Source organism: Bacillus sp. L381, from assembly GCF_030284525.1.
Classification (GTDB): Bacteria; Bacillota; Bacilli; order Bacillales; family Bacillaceae; genus Bacillus; species Bacillus amyloliquefaciens.
Window position 1 is genome coordinate 1262337 of the sequence record NZ_CP127224.1, and the last position, 21055, is coordinate 1283391.

Sequence of the window (21055 nt, forward strand, 5' to 3'; positions counted from 1 at the left end):
CTCAAATAAGGGATGGCTGTTTTTTTTATTATACAAGCTGAGCTTGTTTTTTCCGTGCCTGTTTCGCAGCGTCGACCATATTTTTTAATGCTGCAACGGTTTCTTCCTGCTGTCTTGTTTTCAGTCCGCAGTCCGGGTTTACCCAGAAGCGGTCTGTCGGACACACTTCAAGCGCGTCATCGATAATTTGATAGATTTCTTCAGTAGCCGGCACACGCGGGCTGTGAATGTCGTATACACCGAGTCCGAGGCCTTTTACGTAAGGATGTTCTTTCAGATACTCTAAAAATCCTCCGTGGCTTCTGCTGTGTTCGATTGTAATGACGTCCGCGTCAAGGTCATTGATCGTATCTACGATATCTTCAAAGTTGCTGTAACACATATGCGTATGAATCTGCGTCTCATTTTTCACAGAAGACGTCGTTAATCGGAATGCTTCTGCGGCCCAAGTTAAATATTCATCCCAATCCTGCGTTTTTAACGGCAGCCCTTCGCGGAGCGCCGGTTCATCGACTTGGATAATCTGAATACCTGCATCTTCAAGCGCTTTTACTTCTTTTCTGAGGGCAAGCCCGATCTGGAAGGCGATTTCTTTTCTTGAAATATCCACGCGCGGGAATGACCAGTTTAAAATGGTGACAGGTCCAGTCAGCATGCCTTTCATATGCTTTTCCGTCAGCGATTGGGCGTAGAGCGTATCTTTTACCGTCATCGGTTCGATAAATTCGACATCTCCGAAAATGACAGGCGGACGTACGCAGCGTGAACCGTAAGACTGCACCCATGCATATTTCGTAAAGGCGAATCCGGCCAGTTTTTCACCGAAGTATTCGACCATGTCCGTCCGTTCAAATTCTCCGTGAACGAGCACGTCTAACCCGATTTCCTCCTGAATGTCAACCCAGCGCTTCGTTTCCGCATTAATAAAGGCTTGGTATTGTTCGTCCGTCCAATCTTTTTTCCGCCATTTTTGGCGTGCGCTCCGCACTTCAGCAGATTGAGGGAAGCTTCCGATTGTCGTCGTCGGCAGAAGGGGAAGACCGAGTGATTCATTTTGCAGCGCCAATCGTTCCTCAAAGCTTGCAGGACGGGAGAAATCTTTTTCCGTCAGCTGATTCAGTTCTTCTTTTTGAGCTGAGTTCGCCCCTGTTGCGAAAGCTTTCAGAGCTTTAAGTGCAGCTTTGGACTCTTCGATCTGCGCACTGACGGCCGCTTTTCCGGACAGGAGACCTTCTTTTAAGACACCGAGTTCCGCCAGTTTTTCTTTAGCGTATGACAGGCCGTTCAGCAGATCCTTTTCAAGATGTTCGTCAGGGTGTTTTGCCACCGGGACGTGCAGAAGGCTGCTTGAAGGCTGAATCCATAATTCCTCTATGTCAGCGTGGCTGAGGATATCAAGAGTCGCATCAAGGCGTTCTTCAGCATCGATTTTCCAAATGTTGCGGCCGTCAATCACACCCGCTGCCAGCACTTTATCTTTCGGGAAGCCGTGTTTTTTCAATTGCTCCAGGTTTCTGCCTTTGTCATGCACGAAATCAAGCCCGATTCCCTGTACAGGATAAGAAACGAGTTCCTCATACGCATCAACCGAATCAAAGTATGTCTGTAAGAGGACATTCAGCCCTGAAAGCTCTTTTGTGATTGATTCATAGAGTTCTTTTGCGGAGCGGACATCTTCAGAAGAAGCTGTCACAAGGGCAGGCTCATCGATCTGAACCCATTTGACGCCTTCTGCTTCAAGCTCTTTTAGCAGCTGAACATAAAGAGGGACAAGGCGCTTTTGAATCGCTTTCGCTTCTGATTCTTCGTAACCTTTCGCAAGCGTGACAAATGTGTACGGACCGACAATGACGGGTTTCGTTTCCGCTCCGAATTCTTCTTTGATCCGGCGGTAGTCGTCAAGCTGTTTGTTTCTCGTCAGACGGAATTCAATGCTTTCGTCATATTCAGGAACGATGTAGTGGTAGTTGGTATTAAACCATTTCGTCATTTCACTGGAAACGGCGTCTTTTACACCGCGGGCAATCGCGAAATATGTATCAATGGGATCCGTGATGCTGCGGAATCTTTTCGGAATCCAGTTAAAGCTGACGGCTGTATCGAGCACATGGTCATAATGGGTGAAATCAGAGACCGGCACGATATCAATATTTTGGTCAAGCTGTGTTTTGACAGCTGATAAGAATAAACCGTCAAGCTCTTTTAGAAACGTTTCTTTATCAGTTTTTCCTTTCCAATAAGCTTCAAGCGCTTTTTTCCATTCTCTGTTCAAGCCGATTCTCGGAAAACCAAGATTCGAAGTTTTAATAGTTGTCATTAAGTCTCCTCCTTTAAGTAAGATGTAACAAAAAAGCCTCTTTCTCATGAGAGAAAGAGGCTTTAACATCAAAATGTAAGCCTCTCTTATCTCTCAGATCATGTCTGATGGAATTAGCACCGTGCCTTAAGAGACAATTGTCTCGGCGCAAAAATCACGCGCCCCATTTCACAATGGAATTACGGTCGGTTGCTGTTGGGGTCAAAAGGCCAATCCCTCGCCCAACTCTCGATAAGAGAAAATATTTCAATTTTTTTGAAAAGTTACATCATTTGTTGGTTATCTTATCAGCTTATTCAGATCACTGTCAATAGAAAATCTCACATTTTAAAAATTGATGATGTGACAAGCTGATTAATCATTATATGAGAAACATATCAGAAAGACAGCAGCTGTGCCTGTTCGGCTTTTTCCATCAGCACATCAGGCGCGTCTAAATACAGAAATCCGTTCCCGGCCAATGTTTTGGCGATATCCAAGGGAAGGGTCCGCCGCACAAGCTGGGCGTAAACTTCTGCCTCAGAAAGCGTCCGCTGAAACGAGGCCTGTTCAAGCCCTTTTATTAAGGCAAGCGCTCCGCTCACATGCGGGGCGGCCATTGAAGTGCCCGTCAGCTTCCCGTATTTATGGTTGGGAAGGGTGGAGAGAATGTTTTCGCCGGGAGCCACGAGGTCAATCTCTTTATTGGCGTTTGAAAATTCTGACGATTTTCGCGCGACTGAGACTGATCCGACGGCGATTACTTCGTTGTAAGCGGCCGGATACGACAGTTCCTCTGTCCGCTCGTCTCCGTCGCCTTCGTTTCCTGCTGCGCAAACGACCAGTACACCGCTTTTTACCGCATTTGTGACGGCTTCTTTCAGTTCAGGCACATCACTCGGCCCGCCGAGTGACATAGAAATGATATCAGCCTTTTGTTCAACGGCGTAGTTGATGCCGTTAATGATCCATTCGTATTTTCCGCTGCCGTTTTTCCCGCCGAGAACTTTTACGATTAAAAGGCTCGCTTCCGGCGCAACACCCGAAATTCCGCCATTTGAATCATTGGCGGCAATCGTTCCGGAAACATGTGTCCCGTGTCCGTTGTAATCGGAAAACGCGTCTTCTTTGCCTCCGTCATCATCGGTGAAGTTTTTCCCGCCGACAATCCGGTCTTTCAAATCAGGATGATTAATGTCGCAGCCTGTGTCAAGCACTGCGATTTTAATATCCTTGCCTTTAAACCCTTTTGCCCACAATTCTGGCGCCTTAATCACTTTAATACCCTCAGGAAGCTCGTTCACATCCATGATTTGCTCATCCGTGACATAAGGAATCAACCGCATTTCACCATTCATAAAAAAGCCCTCCTTTTTTATGCTTGCGAGTGGATTCAAGGGTGTTGCTACTATTTTATGGCAGAGCATACCGCACGGAAAGAGTCATTTGAAGCATTTTCATAAAAAAGGCGCAATCTATTGCACTAAAAAATTTCAAATAAATGGATAGTATAACAACTTTCATTTTGATTCCTCACCCGGTAACGCTATAATTGGAAAATGGGAAAGGAGAAGAGGTATGAAGATAAGTGAAGCATTATACGACTATTTTTCAGGACAGGTTGATCAAATTGCGGAAGATTGGATCGAAACAATGGAAGATTCGGATCCGAATTCGATTTATTCTTTGACAAATCCCGTCATCATAGAAGAACTGAAGGAGCAGGATAAAGAATTTTACCGGCAGATTAATAACATGTATATCATGCCGGAAAAAGAATTTTTAGAAAAGTTCGAGCAGTGGGTGATTGAGCTTGCGAAAGACCAGAAGCATCTCGATACTCCCGTCCAGTACGTTGTCCGTGAATTCATGAGAAACCGGAGGCTGTATATCAGTTATTATGACGCGTTTGCCGATGAACATGAATCTGCGTTTGCTGAGGGAGAAAGAAAGAGATGGGAGGATTTAATTGTTCAAGTATTTGATTTTACGATTTACACGTTTGTCGATCACGCCGAGCATAATTCAAAAATGCAGCTGAATGCGCAAAGAGAAATGATTTTAGAGTTAAGCTCGCCGGTTATTACACTGAGCAAACGGACGGCGCTTCTGCCGCTTGTCGGCAATATTGACACGGAGCGCGCCAAATTCGTTCTGGAAAATACGCTGAGCACATGTGCGGATCGGTTGATTGAGCATCTGTTAATTGACTTGTCAGGCGTAGTGGTTGTCGATACGATGGTGGCGCACCAGATTTTTAAATTAATTGAGGCGCTGAACCTGATCGGCGTTACGTCCACTTTATCCGGAATCAGGCCGGAAATTGCCCAAACCGCTGTACAGCTCGGTATTAATTTCTCAGATATTACGATCAAATCCAACCTCGCTCAGGCTCTTAATTACCATGAGTAACATACATAACAAAACAGGCTGCCGAATCACTCCGGCGGCCTGTTTTTATAAAAACAACAGTGACACGAGACAGCTTGCGCCGAATAACAGAAGCACGAGCAGGAAAAAGAACCAATCGGCGCGGCCCACAGTAACCGTTCTGTAAAATGTGCGGTTTCGGCTGCCCGTAAAGCCTTTAGACTCCATCGCGATCGCTGTTCGTTCCGCCTTTCTGATTGCGCCCGCCAAAAGCGGAATGGTGAAGCGTCTGAAGGCGGAGAGCTTTCCTTTCAGTCCGGAATCAGACGCCGCGCCTCTGATTCTGTGCGCATGCCGGATGATCAGGATTTCATCTTTCAGAAGAGGGAGAAACCGGAACCCGGCGATAACGCCGTAGGCAAGCTTCGGCGGGAGCTTACACTGCTGAATCAGACTGAGCATAAACAGTATCGGATCGGTTGTGAAAAGAAACATCATCGACAAGGCGGAAAAACATAAAATACGAAACGCGATAGCAATCCCGAGCGCCGCGTTGTCACTGTTGACGGCAATCGGCCCGAGCTTAAACAGCAGATTGCTTCCGGTTGTCGGGACGTTTCCGAATACGGCGGCTGTCCATAAAGAACCGAAGGCGAGAATCACAAATGGAATCGTAAACAGCAGCCATTTTTTCAGCGGCACGCTTCCCGCCAAAAGGACGCCTCCCGCAATGATGATATAAAACACAGCTGGGGTGTACGGATTATAAATGAACGACAGCATAATGACGCATAACAAAACAGCCGCCGCCTTAATTGACGGGTTAACAGCTTCCAGCCGCACGTTCATTTCTCCGCCTCCTGTCGTGTTTCATCCATTCATACTGCAGCGGCAAAGCTAAATGCGCTTGTTCCGCGGTTCCGATATGATCAGTAAACAAAGAATCGGGAGTTCCGCGGTATACCAGCTTCGTGCCGCAGAGCACAAGGATCGTGTCGGCATAATCTGAGACGAGCTCCATATCGTGTGTCACCATCAAAACAGCCGTGCCTTCCTTTTGAATCTCCCGCAGCATCTGCATACACTCACGCGCCGTTTTTGCGTCCTGCCCGAAAGTCGGTTCATCAAGCAGCAAAACTTTCACATTGTGCATAAGCATCGTCGCGACGCTGAGCCTGCGTTTTTGTCCTTGGCTTAAAGAAAATGGATGCTGTGAGGCATGGCGTCTCAGGCCGAACCGGGTTAACAGCTGAAGAGCTTTCTCCTTTGCGGCATTGCCGTCTTCAAAGCCGAACAGCAGCTCGTCAATGACGGAATCTGTGACAAACTGGTGTTCAGGATTTTGGAAAACATATCCCATCAGGCGCCGAAGCTCTTTTTCAGAATAGGAATCTATCGGTCTGCCGTCTATTTTGATGTCTCCGCTCACAGGACGGATGAGCTTGGCCGCGGCGGACAGGAGCGTGGACTTCCCTGTTCCGTTAGGACCGGCAATCGCAGTAATTGACCCTTTTTTTACGGAAAAGCTCACATCCTGAAAAATGATATCCGTTCCTCTTTTGCATGACAGCCCGTGAACACTCAGTGCTTCCTCTGCCGAAAGCGCGGCGGACCGGGGGCGGGGAAGAGCCGGTACAGATTTGTGAAACAGACTTTCTTTGCACAATGTAAAAGGAATGTTGACGTATTTCTGCAATAGGATCACCCGCGGAATCGGAATGCCGAGTCTCGTCAGCTCTTCAAGCTTTGTTTCAAAGATAGCGTCCGTCTCTCCGTCCATCACGATCTGACCGGTTTCGTCAAGGACAATCGTCCTGTCCATCCACGGCGCCCAATGATCAAGCTGATGCTCGATTACGAGAAGGCCGAAGTTTCTTTTGGCTTGAAGTTCTTTGATCAGCCGCACAAATTCACGGACGGAATATGGATCAAGCTGTGCCGTCGGTTCGTCCAAAATAATGAGTTCCGGATCCATCGCAATGATACAGGCGAGCGCCACTTTTTGTTTTGAACCGCCTGACAGCGAGGCGATCGTTCGTGTTTTCAGATGAGTGATTTCTAATTTTTCCAAAACGTCATCGATGATGGTATCCATATCTTCTTTTGTATATTGCAAATTTTCCAGACCGAAGGCTATTTCATCTTCAACCGTCAGCATGCAAAACTGCTGATCCGGATCTTGAAACACCACTCCGATGGATGCAGCGGCGGGCTCTGCCAAGTTTGAAAGCGGTGTTCCGTATAAGGAAACGGTTCCCGTTTGAACCGCATCACAGGCTTCCGGGTACAGGCCGTTTAAACAAAGGGCGAGCGAGCTTTTGCCGCATCCGCTCGGTCCGAGCAATAAAGCCCGCTCTCCTTTGCGGAGCTGAAATGACACGTTTTGAAAAATCGGCTTTTCATCCTGATCATAAGAAAAGGTAAGACGGCGGGCCGATAGAAGGGGTTCAAATACCTGCATCTTGGTTCACCTGTTTCTTTTTCTTCTTCAATTCTTTTCCGAGAGCCATGCCGTTCAGCACTCCCGTGTAAGCCAGCGCATCACTGATTACTTTGCCGAGAAGGCCGGCAAGAAGCGCGCCTGAGGCCAGACGGATGAGAAGCATGACGGTTAATAAACCCGGGTTCAAAACAGAGTACCCGGAAACGAACAAATCATAAATGAAGCTCGTCACAGAAGATCCCATACCGGATAAAAGAAGCACAGGCAGGGTATAAATCCGCCAGCGTGTCGCTAAAAAGACCGCTTCCGCACCGATTCCCTGTGCGATGCCGATCAGAATCACCATCGGTCCTGACGGATTTCCGAGTAAGCATTCCACAAACGCGGCGATGATTTCAGAAACGAGCGCCGCTCCCGGTTTTTGAATAATGTAGGCGGCAATCACCGAGACGATAAACCAAATGCCGTAAATCGGTTCGTAGCTCATCCGGCCGAAAAACCCTGCCGCTATATTGCTTGCATGAGTTGATAATAAATAAATGACAGCGAATACAACACTGATGACGGACATGACGACAATTTCTCTCATTTTCCAATTTTTCATTCTGATCTCCTGCTTTCTTATCGGATAGTCCTATGTATGAAAGAGTTGATTCTGTTACAGGCGGTTCATATTCAGTTTCATAATGCGGTGTCCTCCCCCGTTTTTTAATGAAAAATAAAAAACTGCATATCCGAGGGAATATGCAGCAGCAGAACGAAAACGCATGGGAAAGAACCCGCGCTCCGGTCAATCTGCACTTCCCCACGCTGGTATTATCCAGATCGGGTTATAAGGGATCAAAACACGCTTGCCGCATGTTTTATCTCAGCCGATAACAGCACCCCTAGTGCGTTTCCTATACAGTTTTTTATGATGACATCATCATAGTTGATCATGTCTGATTTGTAAACAGCCTTTCTCGAAAACAGAGTTTGGAATCGGACCGGATAATCATTCATAAAGATAGGAAGAGTGTATATCACGCCCTTTTGATCAAAAGGAAACGGAGGACATCTATGTTTGTTCATACAGTGCAGTCTGGCGACTCGCTATTTTCCATCAGCAGAAAGTACGGATATCCTGTTGACAGCATCAGAAGCGTCAACGGACTTGAGGAAACGAATATCGTTCCGGGGCAGGCGCTTTTGATCCCTCTTAATGAATATACGGTTCAGCCGAATGATACGTATGCTGTTATCGCAAGTAAGGCCTATGTGTCGCAGATGCAGCTGATGCAGGCAAACCCGAATATTCAGCCGAACCGGCTGCGGCCGGGTATGAAAGTGAAGATCCCTGATATATCTAACTATCTGGCAGGAACCCTGCAATTTTATGTCATTCGGACACCTGAAGCGGACAGAGAGTTAATTAATGATTTTGCGCCCTATTCATCGGCGATTTCTTTGTTTGAATATCATTTTGGCCCGAACGGAGATATCATTAATAATTTAAACGACAGAACCGCGATAGAAACCACATGGCAAAACAGAGTGAGGCCGCTTGCCGTCATCACGAATCTGACAGAAGGGGGGTTCAGCCCTGAATTAGCTCATCAAGTCCTGCAAAACCCGACGGCGAGAACAAACCTCGTCAACAATATCGTCTATTTGACTGTAAGAAAGGGATACGGCGGTGTAAATATTGATTTTGAACGGGTCAGAGAAGCCGACCGGGATCTTTTTACCGGATTTCTCCGGCAGTTAAAAACCCGGCTCTCGGAGCACCAGCTCGCGTTAACAATATCGGTTCCGGCGAAAACAAGTGAAGCAGTGCCGTGGCTGAGGGGATATGATTACGGCGGAATCGGAGCAGTCGTCGATTATATGTTTATTATGGCGTACGATTGGCACCACGCAGGCAGTGAGCCGGGAGCCGTGGCGCCTTTGACAGAGGTCAGAGAAACCATCAATTTTGCCATCAGCAGGGTCCCGAGAAGAAAAGTGATACTCGGTGTTCCGCTGTACGGGTATGATTGGGTGATTCCGTACCGCCCCGGAACGATCGGATCCGCCATCTCCAATCAGCGCGCCATGGAAACAGCCATGAAGCATCAATCAGTGATCCATTATTCCCAGCAGGATCGTTCCCCTTACTTTCGGTATACTGATGAAAATGGGAGAACGCATGAAGTATGGTTTGAGGATGTGCGGAGCATGAGTGAAAAAATGGTTCTCGTGCGGCAGTACGGACTGCAGGCGATCGGCGCGTGGCAATTAACGCTCGGCTTCAAACCGGGACCGTGGCTGCTGCGGAACTTCTTCACGATCCGAAAAATATAGCTGTATGTCCGCTTCATCTGGTGATTTTTTCTTTCCTATGATAACGGATCTTCTTTTGGACAATCTAAAGTTGAAAAGGAGGTCTGTCCCATGAAGAAAAGGGAAGAGCAGTATATCAACGAGGCTGAGTATGTACCGCACCCGACAAAAGAAGGGGAATACGCGCTCATGCTGCATGAATCATATCATTTCCTTTCTGAAGAAGATGAAAGCGATCTGCCGGAATAAGGGCTTTATGCCTTTATTCCATTTATTTTATAGGCATATGCTGAAATAACAAATTTAAGGTTGACACATTCCTTTTTTTTCTGTAATCTCAGTGTGTCAATTCAAATAAGAACTTCGTTAGGTGAGGCTCCTGTATGGAGATACGCTGCTGCCCAAAAATGTCCAAAGACGCCAATGGGTCAACAGGAATCATCGACATAAGGTGATTCTTAACGCAGCTGGATGGCCGTCCTATGCCATACAGTGCTAAAGCTCTACGATTGAAGGCCCCGCACGTTTATTTGCCGTGCTTGTTTTCGCCTTCATATCGGAAGGTTTTTTTTATGCCTCAAAACGTACATGACTGAGCATGATAAGGAGGTGCGGAGTATGGATTCTCCCCATTCGAGTATGTCAGAAGAAGTACCCATATACAGCCAGATAACCAATGACGACATGATGAGGAGACAAACCGCCGCACTTCCCTTGACGGACGGCGCGTCTCCGTAAAGGAGGTACGAGTCCCGATGGTCCAAAACATGACCTATGACGAACTCATATTACGTATTATCATTTTATTGCGGGACGGGAAAATTAAAGAATTCCGGAGCATGATAGATGAGCTTCAGCCCTATGATATGGCGTTTTTATTTAAAGAAATGCCGGAAAAGCACCGGGCCCGCTATCTGTCATATATGACGGTTGACGATATCACCGACATGATCGGAGAGCTTGAACGGGAATTTCAGCTTGCCGTTTTGCATAAAGTCGGTAAAACAAAAGCCACTCTCGCAATGAATAAAATGGATAACGACGATCTCGCCGCTTTGCTGGAAGAGATGGATGAAGAACTGAAAGAGCAGCTTTTATCCAGCATGGAGGCTGAGGAATCAAAGGCCGTACAGCTTTTGATGAACTATCCGCAAGAATCGGCGGGCCGGATGATGACGAACCGCTTCGTCTGGATTCCGCAGCATTATACAGTAAAAGATGCGGTCGTGAAGCTGAAAAGCTTTGCAGAAATCGCAGAATCAATAAACTATTTGTACGTGATTAATGACAGTAAGCAGCTTGTCGGGGTGCTTTCTTACAGAGATTTAATTCTCGGCGATCCTGAAGATAAGGTGCAGGACCTCATGTTTACGCGCGTCATCTCAGCCGGAGTGCTCCAGGATCAGGAAGAAGTCGCCCGGCTGATCCAGCGGTATGACTTTTTAGCCATACCCATTGTTGAAGAAAATAATGTACTTGTCGGTATTGTCACTGTCGATGATATTATTGACGTCGTTATTAAAGAAGCTGATGAAGATTACGAAAAATTCGCCGCCTCCGGTAAGGCGATTACATTTGATACGAAAGCGTATGTTGCGGCGTACCGCCGCTTGCCGTGGCTCATTCTTCTTTTGTTTATCGGATTGATTTCCGGAAGCATCCTGAATTATTTTGAAGATACATTGCAAAAAGTAGTCGCCCTCGCATTTTTCATGCCGATGATCGCGGGAACGACGGGGAATACAGGTACGCAGTCACTCGCCGTCGTCATCAGGGGATTGGCTAAAGAAGAAATGAATAAAAAAACCATCTTTAAATTGATTTTCCGTGAATTAAGGGCCGGTATCTATATCGGCATCGTCTGTGCGATCGCGATCACGATTGTCGCATCCGTCTGGCAGAAAGACTTAACGCTCGGTTTTGTCGTCGGTTCATCGCTGCTTGCAACGCTGATTATCGGTACGATGGCCGGAACGATCGTCCCTATTATTCTTCATAAACTGAACATTGACCCGGCGATTGCATCCGGGCCGCTGATTACGACGCTGAATGATATTTTGTCCTTATTAATTTATTTCGGCATTGCCACTGCATTTCTTCATGCTTTATAAAAAAAAGGTCCGTCTCACAGGAGGCGGACTTTTTTTGTCAGCGGTTTTTATATTTAAAATGAGCATTAAGCTGTCCTTCCAGCATTTTTTTGCGGAGCTGCGGGTCGTTTTTGAGGGCCTGCTCTTTTTTTCGCATGTCTTTTAAAATCTCAGCCGTCTGTACGCCGTCTTCCCGCTTGTTGGCAATATCCATCAGCCGCTCAACGTCCGAAAAGGAATACTTTCTCGTTCCCCGCGATGAGCGCTGCGGGTAGATCAATTTCCGTTCTTCATAGTATCTGATCTGCCTGACTGACAATCCGGTTAATTCGCTTACAATGCCGATCGAGATTACTTTTTTATCTTTGTAAGATTGTTCGTCTGTCGTCATTTTTCCACCCCTGGATGTCTTTTACTCATATTATATAAGAAAAAAAAGAAAAAACCTGACGTTTGTCAGGTTTTCTGACGTGGAATAGAAGATTTTAGAAGAAAAAGCGGCAGAAAAATTGACAAGGTTAATGCATGGCTCTGTGTCCCGTTTTATGCTTACTGTACAGACACAATGAGGAGGAAGGATATGAATGGAGAAAGAAAAAGCGGTTTCGCTGGCAAAAGAAATCATTGAATTAGATATGAAACGCGATGAAATGCTGGAGACGTTTATGCAGCTTGCCGGGGAACATGCTTTTCCGCTGCTCAGAGCCGTCCAGAACGGACTTTACCGAAAAACATCATAATCCACAGAAGTTTTACAATAGCTTCATACGTCATTGAAATAAAAGCGTTATTCTGATCATAGAATAACGGAAAACAAAGGAGGCCGCCATGAGTCATTTGCTTCAAAATGCACTGGACAGAGAGAGAAACCATTATTCCGAAAAGCTTCTTCAGATCGGAGTCTATACGAAAGAAATACTGAATTCCATGACAATCACGGAGCTGAGAAAGGAATATGCGTATTTTTTCCGGAACATTCCCTATAAAGAACGTAACCCTTATACAAATTAAATGATGTATAAGGGTATTTTTTTATATAAAAAAGAAGGAATTCTGAAAAACGGCACGAATAGAATATAAAACAGAGAACGACTCTTATGAATTGTAAGGGTTTACATTATTTTTTTATAAAAATCTTAAATACGGGGTAGATATGATGAGATTATCATTTAATGAAGAAGAAGTGATGCGTGCGATGAATTTGTACAAAGTTTTTGCAAGGGCTTTCAAGAGTGTGTCTGAACACAGCATCCGCGACAGTAAAGAACACGGTTTTAATCCGACTGAATTTGCCGTTTTGGAGCTGCTGTATACGAGAGGTCCGCAAAAGCTTCAGCAAATCGGCTCGCGTCTTTTGCTTGTCAGCGGGAATGTCACCTATGTCATCGATAAGCTCGAAAGAAACGGCTTTTTGGTCAGAGAACAAGATCCGAAGGACAAACGTTCTGTTTACGCCCATTTAACTGATAAAGGAAACGAGTATTTGGACAAAATTTATCCGATTCATTCATTGAGAATTGCGAGAGCGTTTTCAGGACTTATGCCTGATGAACAGGAACAGCTGATAGCCTTACTGAAAAAAGCGGGAATTCACAGCCAGCATTTGCTTTTCCGTTAAAAGAAAGCGGATACAACACTCTTCTTCAGGGAGAGTGTTTTTTTCTGTCCCGACGGTAGAGCCTGAAGCCGTTTTTGCATATGCTGATATAGGGCGGCATCATTATTTACCAAACATAATGTGATATGCCCCATGCCAAAATATGAAGGTGCTTTGAATATAAAGAAGGTGAACGTGTGAGAAGCTGTCTGCTGACTATATGGTACTTACTTGATCCGCTTTATTTCTTCTTTACCCGGCTGACGCTGATTGATAAACGGCAATCAAATGTATTCCGCGTCCGTTTGACGAGATATAAAGGAAAAGAAGTCATCCTGAGCGACGGAACGAGAATTAAAAAAAACGACGTGTTAGTGAAGATTCATCTCCATAATGTCAAACTCCTGAAAGAGCTGCAGCCTATTGAAAGCGCGGTCAGAAGGGGGATTATGCTATATCAGAAAGTTTATCAATCCATGCCTCATTTAGCAGATTATATTAACCAGCATAAACGGAAAGACGAGATAAAAGGCGTCGTCGGCATTACAATGCTTCATAAAGGGGCGGCAAGACTCGGGTTTGATGTGATAACGCCGTCCAGCGGCTGCTACAGGCTGTTTAAGAAAGCGGCCCATATTCCGATTTTATATTTTACTGCAAAACAGCTCACCCTCAAAAACATTCCTTATTCCTGCTATTTATTCATTTCCAAAGAAAAACTGATGTGCACGTATCAGACTGAAAAGAGCTGACGAAAAGCGTCAGCTCTTTCTCTTGATTTGCTCAAGCACGATTGAAAGCGGGCCGTCCTGCGGATTGCGGTAAAACTCATAAAACGGATCTCCCTCTGTCCTGACGCGATTCACCACTGTATCAATCGTATAATCATCAGGTGTTAAAGAGGAGTTGACTTCGTTCCAATAAAGGGGGGCGGCAACCGTACCTAATTCATTGCCCCGAGTCGAATAAGGGGCGATAATCGTTTTTCCTTCAGCATGCTGCAAATAATCAAGGTAGAGCCTGCCGTTTCGGTTTTTGATAAACCGCTCTGTCGTAAATAGATCCGGGCGCGTCCGGACGCAATAATCAGCAATGAGCATTGTGAACGCGCGGGTCTCTTCGTAGGTGAATGCTTCCGGTGAAAGCGGGATGTAGAGCTGAATGCCTTTATTTCCGGAAAGCTTCGGAAATGATGTAATGCTGAATGAGTCAAACAGCTCTTTCAGCACATGCGCCGCCTCCACAGCCATAGGGAAATCATTCCTTGACGGAGGATCAAGGTCAATGACGATTTCTGAGGGCCTTTTAGAATGCACTGTCTGAAAAGGAACGTGAAATTCCAGCGCCAGCTGATTGGCCAGCCATAAAAGAGACGGTATGCTGCTGCACACAATGTGCTCATGGCTTCCGTCAAACACGCTTGAGACAAAGTCCGGCGTGTAGTCCGGTTTGTTTTTTTGAAAAAAAGATTCGCCCGGCGCCCCGTGCGGATATCGGATTACTGTGACAGCCCGGTCTTTAAGAAAGGGCAAAAGAACATCGCTCATCTTCACCATATAACAAAGGAAATCTTCTTTCGTTTTTTCACGCTTCTTAAAAACGACCTTATCCAAGCTTGTGAACTGCAGCTCTGGAGGCAGCGTTTTAGATCGGAGGATTAGCTGCTGATAAGTGCATTCAGTCCAATCCATCCCAAACTGAAAGGAAACAAAAGATACTTCGCGCAGGGTGTCCTGCAATATGGTTAAATATTGCACGGTCATACAGATGGAAGGCTCTAGTGAATATTCGCCGTTTTTCAGTTTTTTTCCGTGTGTCTCCATAATGGTTCTGACGGCGTTTTTTTCCTCCGCCTGCATGCCGTGGGAAACGGAAGCGACAGGAACAGCGGTGCCGTCTTTTAAAACCGAGGCTGTCACATACCCGTTTTTCGGATTGAATCCGGTTAACAGCACATGTGCCGTTTTCATATGTTTGTATTTCTGCCAGTCGGGAGACCGTTTATTTTCCGCCCAGCCGCTCGATACCCTTTTTGCTACTATGCCTTCTCCGTCGTGCCGGACGACCTTGTCCCAGAGCGCTTCAAAGTCAGTGTGCTCCGGAATGTATTGAATCGCTTCTTTCGCTAAGTGACGGGGGCTTAAAGGAAGATTTGCTTCTTCAAACAGTTTGGAAAGGGCGTGCTTCCGTTTCACATAGGGCAATGAGACTGTCGCGGCACCTTTCAGAACCAAGAGGTCAAATGCCAGAAAGCGGCACGGCCGTTTATTGGCGGTATTTTCAATGGCTTCCGTCCGTTTTAAACGTCCGCGGATTTGAATCTGCTCAAAGTCCGCTCTGTACGGATTCACTAAATAAACAAGCTCTCCGTCAAGCGTAATGGGGAACCTGTCTTTCATGTGCTGAAAACACAGGACGGCAAAGGCTGTGATTTCCGGAAATTGATTCGTCAGCGTCTGGCCGTTTCTGCTGGTTAATGTGACGCCGCTTTCGTCTATGCGGAGAAGACAGCGGAATCCGTCATACTTTACCTCATAGCGCCACTCACTGCCTGTGGGCGGTGCAGAAGTCAGAATCGGCTGCATCGTCAGCACCATAATTAAGACGTTCCGGCTTTTTGTCTGGTCGTCTTCCGCTTTTTGCCTTCGCCGCCTGCGGACGCAGTGTCTTTTGTCCGCACCGGTGCAGCCTGCTCGCGATTCGGCCGCTTCGTCCGGTCGATGCTCGCCTGCAGGGCGCTGACAAGGTCAATGACATCTTCACGCGGACCGGGAGCAGCCGGTGTCACGCCTGCTTCTTCATGTTCGAGCTTATCATTAATTTTGGCGAGGAGGGCTTTCCGGTATGTGTCTTCGTATTGCTCTGGGTCAAACTCGGTTGTCAGCTCATTTATTAACGTAATCGCCGTCTGCAGTTCTTTTTCATTAACGGCTGTCTGCTCGGGAACCCCCGGCACATGTCCGGCGTTTCTGACTTCATCCGGATAATGAATGGATTCCATCACGATGCAGTTGTCATACACGCGAAGAATCGCAAGCTGCTGCTTAGAACGGATCGTAATAGAGGCAATCCCGATTTTACCTGTCGTCCTCAGCGCTTCCCGCAAAAGTGTATAGGCTTTTGTACCGTTATCTCCCGGCCCGACATAATAAGACCGGTTAAAATAAATCGGATCAATTTCTTGCAGCTGGACAAAGTCAACAATTTCAACCGCTTTTTCTTCATGTTCCTGTTTTACGTCTTTTAGGTCCTCGTCTGTCAAAATGACGTATTTTCCCTTTACATACTCATAGCCTTTAACGATTTCATCAGGCTCCAGACTCTTTTCACATCCGGTACAGATTTTTTCGTATTTAATCGGCGCATGGTCTTCTTTATGAAGACTGCGGAATTTTATATCTTTATCTTCAGTGGCCGCAAAGAGCTTGACCGGTATATTGACGAGGCCGAAACTGATCGAACCCTTCCACATCGTGTGCATGAATAAAAACTCCTTTTTGTCTTTATTGTGGATAAACGGGTCCGTTCCATGTGTAGCAACTTATGGGTGGCGCGGCGCTTCATGGAGCAGCTGTTCAATCTCCTCAGGCGGCAATGGCCTGCTGAAATAGTATCCTTGGAGAAAATCGCACCCTTTTTCATCTAAAAGCTTTTTTTGCATCGCCGTTTCAACCCCTTCAGCAACGACTAAAAGAGAAAGCTGATGTCCCATGGCAATAATGGCGCCTGTGATCTGCGCGGATTTAGGATGAATCTGGAGATCATCTATAAATGATTTATCGATTTTCAATCTGTGAATCGGAAAGTCCTTTAGGTAACTGAGAGAACTATGGCCCGTCCCGAAATCATCAATGCTTACGCTGATTCCCAGCTCAGTTAGCGCCGTCAGCACTTTTTTGCTGTGCTCGCGGTCTTCCATCGTCATGCTTTCGGTCACTTCTGCTTCAAGTAGTGCGGGAGGAAGCTTGTAATTGGTAAGTGTTTTCTGAATAAACGGGACAAGTTCTTCCGACTGAAATTGTTTGGCCGAAATATTAATGGCGACAGGAAGATGGTAACCTTTTTCGTGCCATTCCTTAGCCTGTCGGCACGCCTCGGTAATGATCCATTTGCCGAGGTCGATAATCAGGCCGGTTTCTTCGGCGGCCTGTATAAAGTCTCCGGGGTTCTGCAGTTTTCCATCAGCGCCGGCAACTCTCAGAAGCGCTTCAACTCCCGTTATGAGCTGATCGGCGGAGCTGTATTGAGGCTGATAATGAAGGACAAACCTTTTTTTCTCAATTGCTTCTCTCAGTTCCATCTCAATCCGGAGCTTTTTCGCTTCTTTTTCTCCGATTTGGGCAGAGTAATATTTGTATTTGCTTTTGTTTCGGTCTTTGCTGGCGTACATCGCCATATCGGCTTTTTTCATCAGTTCCATCCCGTCCGACCCGTCTTTTGGAGAGACGGCGATGCCGATGCTGACTGAGGTGATCAGCTCATGCTCCTGAACGATAAACGGTTTTTCGAACTGCAGGATGATCTGTTTTGCTAAATCATCAATGTCATCGTCCTCAGACCGGGCATCCGTTAAAATAATAATAAATTCATCGCCGCCAAGACGGGCGATAAAACCATTATCCGGGATAATGGAAGAAAGTCTTTCAGCCGCTGATTGAAGAAGTCTGTCTCCGACATTGTGCCCGAGAGCATCATTAATGACTTTAAACCGGTTTAAATCGAGAAAGAACACAACGGTCAAATGCCCATGCGAATGTTTCTTTTCCAGAACTTCCGTCAATCGCTGCACGGCATGGCGGCGGTTCGGAAGGTCGGTCAAAGAATCATAATGCGCCATGCGGTGAATTTCCTTCTCGGCTTGCCGCTGTTTGGTCATGTCTTTACAGATGACATATACACTGTCCAGTCCGTTATCGACCAAAACGGGAATAAAGGTAACATTAATATAAAATAAACCGATATCTGTCTTCAGATCAGCATCAAAATGCAGTGCCTGCTGTTCTTTTTTTACCTGTTTGAAATAGTTCTTCAGCGGACTGCTGATATGTCTGCGCCAATTTTGGCTGTCCAGTCCGAAACTGTGTATCATCTCGGCCCCTGCTTCATTCGAGTAAAGAATTTTACCATAAGGAGAAAGGATGAAAATGGGATCAATGTTATGTTTAATTAATGATTGAAACCGCTGTTCATGATCCTTCATACGTTCATCGTGGCGGAAAAACTGACGATCGAAATGTGAGCTGAAAAATAATAACATCTGAAAACAAAAAATAATCAGCGTAATAAAAACGGACCAATGAAACGAATGAATTTCCATATCGCTGCCCGGCCTTCGCGTGTCTGCATAAAATGACGCTGCCATCATACCGGTATAATGCATCCCTGAGACGGCCGCGCCCATGAAAACAGAACTGATGATTTTTTGAAAAGTCAAATGTTCTGTCGGTTTCTTCACTGCCAAACCGAAAAATACTTTCAGCGAAACGAAAGAAGCAACAATGGCAATCAGAATAGACAAACAGAACAAAAAAGGATTATACATAATCATTACCCGGGAAATGGCCGACATTCCCATGTAATGCATAAGTGAAATTCCCGCTCCCATAAAAACAGATCCGGTGATCAGCCGGTTGAGTGTTAAGATTCTTCGGCTGACGATATATAAAGCCGCGAAAGATCCGGAAATCGCAGCGGCTAAAGAAGAGAACATCGGTACGGCTTCATAATTCATATGCATGTTCACATAAACGGCGAGCATCCCGACAAAATGCGTTGACCATATGCCGAAACCCATGATAACTGAACCGGCGATCAGCCACAGTTTACTGCGAATCCCCGTTTTCAGCGTTACTTTTCTGGAGATTTCAAGTGAAGTAAACGATGCCAGACAAGCAATCAGAATGGATAACCCGACAAGCGGAAGATAGTAATGTACATGTAATTCCAAAAGATGATTCCTCCTACTAAACCGTGAAACAACTCTCATTTATATCGGCATGTCTAAAAAATATTTCAGTCTCGAGATTTTGTGTTAAAATCATTCTTAAGTTTCGGAATATAGACTTATGCCGGGAGTGATACACATCGAAGGTTTTATCATATCAATAATAGAGGCGTTTAAAAGCTTATCCTACGCAGGAATTTTTTTGGCGCTGAGTATAGAATTCATTCCGGCGGAAATTGTTCTTCCGCTTGCGGGCTACTGGGTGTCAAAAGGGGATATGACGCTTGCCGGAGCCGTGTTTGCCGGCTCTCTCGGCGGTGTTTCAGGCCCGCTTGTTTTATATGGAATCGGCAGGCTGGGCGGTCGGCTGTTTTTGCTGAAGTACGGAAAGTATATATGGATCAAACCCGAAACCCTGCAGAAATCAGACGATTTTTTTCAGAAGCACGGAGGTTTGGTAGCGTTCAGCGGCCGTTTCATACCGGGGATCAGGACGCTGATTTCTTTGCCGTGCGGCATTGCGAAGATGAATGTCTGGGTCTTCTCGCTTTATACATATGCAGCGATGCTTCCGATTACGTTTGCTTACGTATACCTCGGAATGAAACTCGGGGAAAATTGGAAAAACGTCGGATCCATTCTTGATCAATATATGCTGCCGCTGGGTATATTCATTGCAGTGCTTCTCGTCTCTTATATCGTTTTAAAGAGAAGAAAGAAGCGGGTCAAAACAGAAAATATTTCGCAATTTGTTAAAAAAGTTAAGCGTTGACAAATGAAGAAACAGGCTTTATCATGAGCGTATAAACAAATATTTCTTGAAATCCCAAAGGGGAGTAGCGTCCGGATGTTCCGGAAACAAAGTCGTCAATTCATGGATCATATCCATCGGCTTTGTTGGCATGCCAATAATTCATGTCTAGCAAGACCTTTGCCTTATATCGGCAAAGGTCTTTTTTGCGTAAAAAAACCGCCGGTATAAGCTCGGATGACAGAAAAGAGACGGAGGGATTGGATTGGACTTATCATTATTATTGGAGTATGGATGGGTTCTTCTCGTTTTAATCGGGCTGGAAGGGATTTTAGCGGCGGATAACGCGCTGGTGATGGCTGTGATGGTGAAGCATCTCCCGGAAAAACAAAGGAAGAAAGCTTTATTTTACGGTTTGGCGGGGGCTTTTATTTTACGTTTCGGGTCGCTGTTCGCCATTTCTTTCTTGGTAAATGTTTGGCAGGTTCAGGCCGTCGGCGCCCTATATTTGTTTTACATCGCGGTCAGCCATTTGCTGAAGCGGTATGTATTCAAACATAACACAGGGCAGAAGAAGCAGAAAGAAAGCGGGTTTTGGCAGACTGTATTGAAAGTGGAGCTGGCGGACATTGCTTTTGCCGTTGATTCCATTTTAGCGGCGGTCGCGCTTGCAGTAACGCTTCCGGGAACATCGCTTCCTGCCATCGGCGGCTTGGACGGCGGTCAATTTCTCGTCATTTTAGCCGGCGGGGTTATTGGTTTAATCATTATGCGCTTCGCGGCATCAATGTTCGTTTCCTTAATAAAAACGAGGCCGGGCCTTGAAACGGCTGCATTTGTTATTGTCGGGTGGGTAGGCGTGAAACTCGCTCTTTATACTCTTGCCCATGAAGAACTCGGCATAGTTCCGGCAGATGTGATCCATTCAGCGGCCTGGAAAATGATTTTCTGGGCGGTTCTGGCAGCCATTGCGGTATGCGGATGGTTTATGTCAGGAGCAAAACAAATAGAGACTGACGCGGCATCCGCAGAAAGAGAACACGCGTAAAAAGGGTCATAGAGGGATCTGTTTTTTAAAAAACAGGTTCCTTTTTTTGTTTGAAACGCTTACATTTAAGACATATGATAACAATTTTATAACAGCATTGTTACAAAAAACATACAGAAAACCCCCTTAATTCTGCTTGAGGGCACGAAATCATGTATAGTACGTCTTATTGGCTTGTCATAATTGAGACAAATGAAATCGATTTCTCTTTTTCT

19 protein-coding genes and 3 riboswitches are annotated in these 21055 nt (G+C 45.9%); of the genes, 10 read left to right on the top strand and 9 right to left on the bottom strand.

Annotated elements, in window-relative coordinates:
* Positions 1 to 28: 28 nt before the first annotated feature.
* Together metE and isp are read right to left on the bottom strand one after the other, a co-directional pair.
* The gene (metE, locus tag QRX25_RS06450) at positions 29 to 2317 is read right to left on the bottom strand and encodes a 5-methyltetrahydropteroyltriglutamate--homocysteine S-methyltransferase (protein ID WP_065981286.1); all 2289 of its coding nucleotides are present in this window, start codon (positions 2315 to 2317) and stop codon (positions 29 to 31) included.
* An 83-nt stretch (positions 2318 to 2400) separates the two neighbouring features.
* Positions 2401 to 2555, bottom strand: a riboswitch (SAM riboswitch).
* 139 nt (positions 2556 to 2694) lie between these two features.
* Positions 2695 to 3654: a serine protease Isp gene (isp, locus tag QRX25_RS06455; protein ID WP_065981287.1), complete on the bottom strand. Its 960-nt coding sequence runs from the start codon at positions 3652 to 3654 to the stop codon at positions 2695 to 2697.
* 220 nt (positions 3655 to 3874) lie between these two features.
* Between isp and QRX25_RS06460 the strand changes: the two genes are divergently transcribed.
* Positions 3875 to 4708: an STAS domain-containing protein gene (locus tag QRX25_RS06460; RefSeq protein ID WP_212101122.1), complete on the top strand. Its 834-nt coding sequence runs from the start codon at positions 3875 to 3877 to the stop codon at positions 4706 to 4708.
* Between the two features lie 45 nt (positions 4709 to 4753).
* Here QRX25_RS06460 and thiX read toward each other — a convergent pair whose 3' ends face one another.
* Genes thiX through QRX25_RS06475 form a run of 3 tightly spaced genes read right to left on the bottom strand, consistent with a single transcriptional unit; the run spans position 4754 to position 7713 of the window.
* A complete protein-coding gene (gene thiX, locus QRX25_RS06465) occupies positions 4754 to 5515 on the bottom strand; it encodes an HMP/thiamine ABC transporter permease ThiX (RefSeq protein ID WP_115997140.1) in 762 nt (253 codons plus the stop codon).
* The gene (locus tag QRX25_RS06470; RefSeq protein ID WP_212101125.1) at positions 5490 to 7127 is read right to left on the bottom strand and encodes an ABC transporter ATP-binding protein; all 1638 of its coding nucleotides are present in this window, start codon (positions 7125 to 7127) and stop codon (positions 5490 to 5492) included. The genes thiX and QRX25_RS06470 overlap by 26 nt, the downstream gene beginning before the upstream one ends.
* Positions 7114 to 7713: an ECF transporter S component gene (locus QRX25_RS06475; RefSeq protein WP_065981291.1), complete on the bottom strand. Its 600-nt coding sequence runs from the start codon at positions 7711 to 7713 to the stop codon at positions 7114 to 7116. Before QRX25_RS06475 ends, QRX25_RS06470 begins: the two co-directional genes overlap by 14 nt.
* 181 nt (positions 7714 to 7894) lie before the next feature.
* Positions 7895 to 8008: riboswitch (TPP riboswitch) on the bottom strand.
* A gap of 160 nt (positions 8009 to 8168) precedes the next feature.
* On the opposite strand from QRX25_RS06475, the gene QRX25_RS06480 reads away from it, so the two are divergent.
* From QRX25_RS06480 to mgtE, 3 genes are all read left to right on the top strand, one after another.
* Positions 8169 to 9431, top strand: coding sequence for a glycosyl hydrolase family 18 protein (locus tag QRX25_RS06480; RefSeq protein WP_065981292.1), 1263 nt, complete (start codon positions 8169 to 8171; stop codon positions 9429 to 9431).
* A 90-nt stretch (positions 9432 to 9521) separates the two neighbouring features.
* The gene (locus QRX25_RS06485; RefSeq protein ID WP_003154740.1) at positions 9522 to 9659 is read left to right on the top strand and encodes a transcriptional regulator SplA domain-containing protein; all 138 of its coding nucleotides are present in this window, start codon (positions 9522 to 9524) and stop codon (positions 9657 to 9659) included.
* Between the two features lie 106 nt (positions 9660 to 9765).
* Positions 9766 to 9931: riboswitch (M-box (ykoK) riboswitch) on the top strand.
* A 234-nt stretch (positions 9932 to 10165) separates the two neighbouring features.
* A complete protein-coding gene (gene mgtE / locus QRX25_RS06490; RefSeq protein ID WP_212101128.1) occupies positions 10166 to 11521 on the top strand; it encodes a magnesium transporter in 1356 nt (451 codons plus the stop codon).
* Between the two features lie 37 nt (positions 11522 to 11558).
* Here mgtE and QRX25_RS06495 read toward each other — a convergent pair whose 3' ends face one another.
* The gene (locus QRX25_RS06495; RefSeq protein WP_013352008.1) at positions 11559 to 11891 is read right to left on the bottom strand and encodes a MerR family transcriptional regulator; all 333 of its coding nucleotides are present in this window, start codon (positions 11889 to 11891) and stop codon (positions 11559 to 11561) included.
* A 193-nt stretch (positions 11892 to 12084) separates the two neighbouring features.
* Here QRX25_RS06495 and ykzB point away from each other — a divergent pair, with 193 nt between their 5' ends.
* The 4 genes from ykzB to QRX25_RS06515 all read left to right on the top strand — a co-directional run bounded on the left by ykzB (position 12085) and on the right by QRX25_RS06515 (position 13849).
* Complete coding sequence (gene ykzB / locus QRX25_RS06500; protein WP_101605506.1) at positions 12085 to 12240, top strand: protein YkzB; 156 nt, start codon at positions 12085 to 12087, stop codon at positions 12238 to 12240.
* Positions 12241 to 12328: 88 nt separating this feature from the next.
* Positions 12329 to 12511 carry a Fur-regulated basic protein FbpA gene (gene fbpA, locus QRX25_RS06505; protein ID WP_013352010.1) on the top strand — a complete coding sequence of 61 codons (183 nt, stop codon included), beginning with the start codon at positions 12329 to 12331 and terminating at the stop codon, positions 12509 to 12511.
* Positions 12512 to 12653: 142 nt separating this feature from the next.
* Positions 12654 to 13118, top strand: coding sequence for a MarR family winged helix-turn-helix transcriptional regulator (locus QRX25_RS06510; RefSeq protein WP_013352011.1), 465 nt, complete (start codon positions 12654 to 12656; stop codon positions 13116 to 13118).
* 176 nt (positions 13119 to 13294) lie between these two features.
* On the top strand, positions 13295 to 13849 hold the full coding sequence (locus QRX25_RS06515; protein ID WP_065981294.1) for a YkoP family protein: 555 nt from the start codon (positions 13295 to 13297) through the stop codon (positions 13847 to 13849).
* A gap of 9 nt (positions 13850 to 13858) precedes the next feature.
* Here QRX25_RS06515 and QRX25_RS06520 read toward each other — a convergent pair whose 3' ends face one another.
* Genes QRX25_RS06520 through QRX25_RS06530 form a run of 3 tightly spaced genes read right to left on the bottom strand, consistent with a single transcriptional unit; the run spans position 13859 to position 19044 of the window.
* Complete coding sequence (locus QRX25_RS06520) at positions 13859 to 15694, bottom strand: DNA ligase D (RefSeq protein WP_212101131.1); 1836 nt, start codon at positions 15692 to 15694, stop codon at positions 13859 to 13861.
* 2 nt (positions 15695 to 15696) lie between these two features.
* Entirely contained in the window at positions 15697 to 16578 is an 882-nt protein-coding gene (gene ku, locus QRX25_RS06525; RefSeq protein WP_065521434.1) for a non-homologous end joining protein Ku, read from the bottom strand.
* Positions 16579 to 16638: 60 nt separating this feature from the next.
* Positions 16639 to 19044 (bottom strand): bifunctional diguanylate cyclase/phosphodiesterase, encoded by a 2406-nt coding sequence (locus QRX25_RS06530; RefSeq protein WP_212101134.1) that lies wholly within the window; start codon positions 19042 to 19044, stop codon positions 16639 to 16641.
* A 118-nt stretch (positions 19045 to 19162) separates the two neighbouring features.
* On the opposite strand from QRX25_RS06530, the gene QRX25_RS06535 reads away from it, so the two are divergent.
* On the top strand, positions 19163 to 19813 hold the full coding sequence (locus QRX25_RS06535; RefSeq protein ID WP_212101137.1) for a DedA family protein: 651 nt from the start codon (positions 19163 to 19165) through the stop codon (positions 19811 to 19813).
* A 244-nt stretch (positions 19814 to 20057) separates the two neighbouring features.
* The gene (locus QRX25_RS06540) at positions 20058 to 20840 is read left to right on the top strand and encodes a TerC family protein (protein ID WP_212101140.1); all 783 of its coding nucleotides are present in this window, start codon (positions 20058 to 20060) and stop codon (positions 20838 to 20840) included.
* The last annotated feature ends 215 nt before the right edge of the window (positions 20841 to 21055 follow it).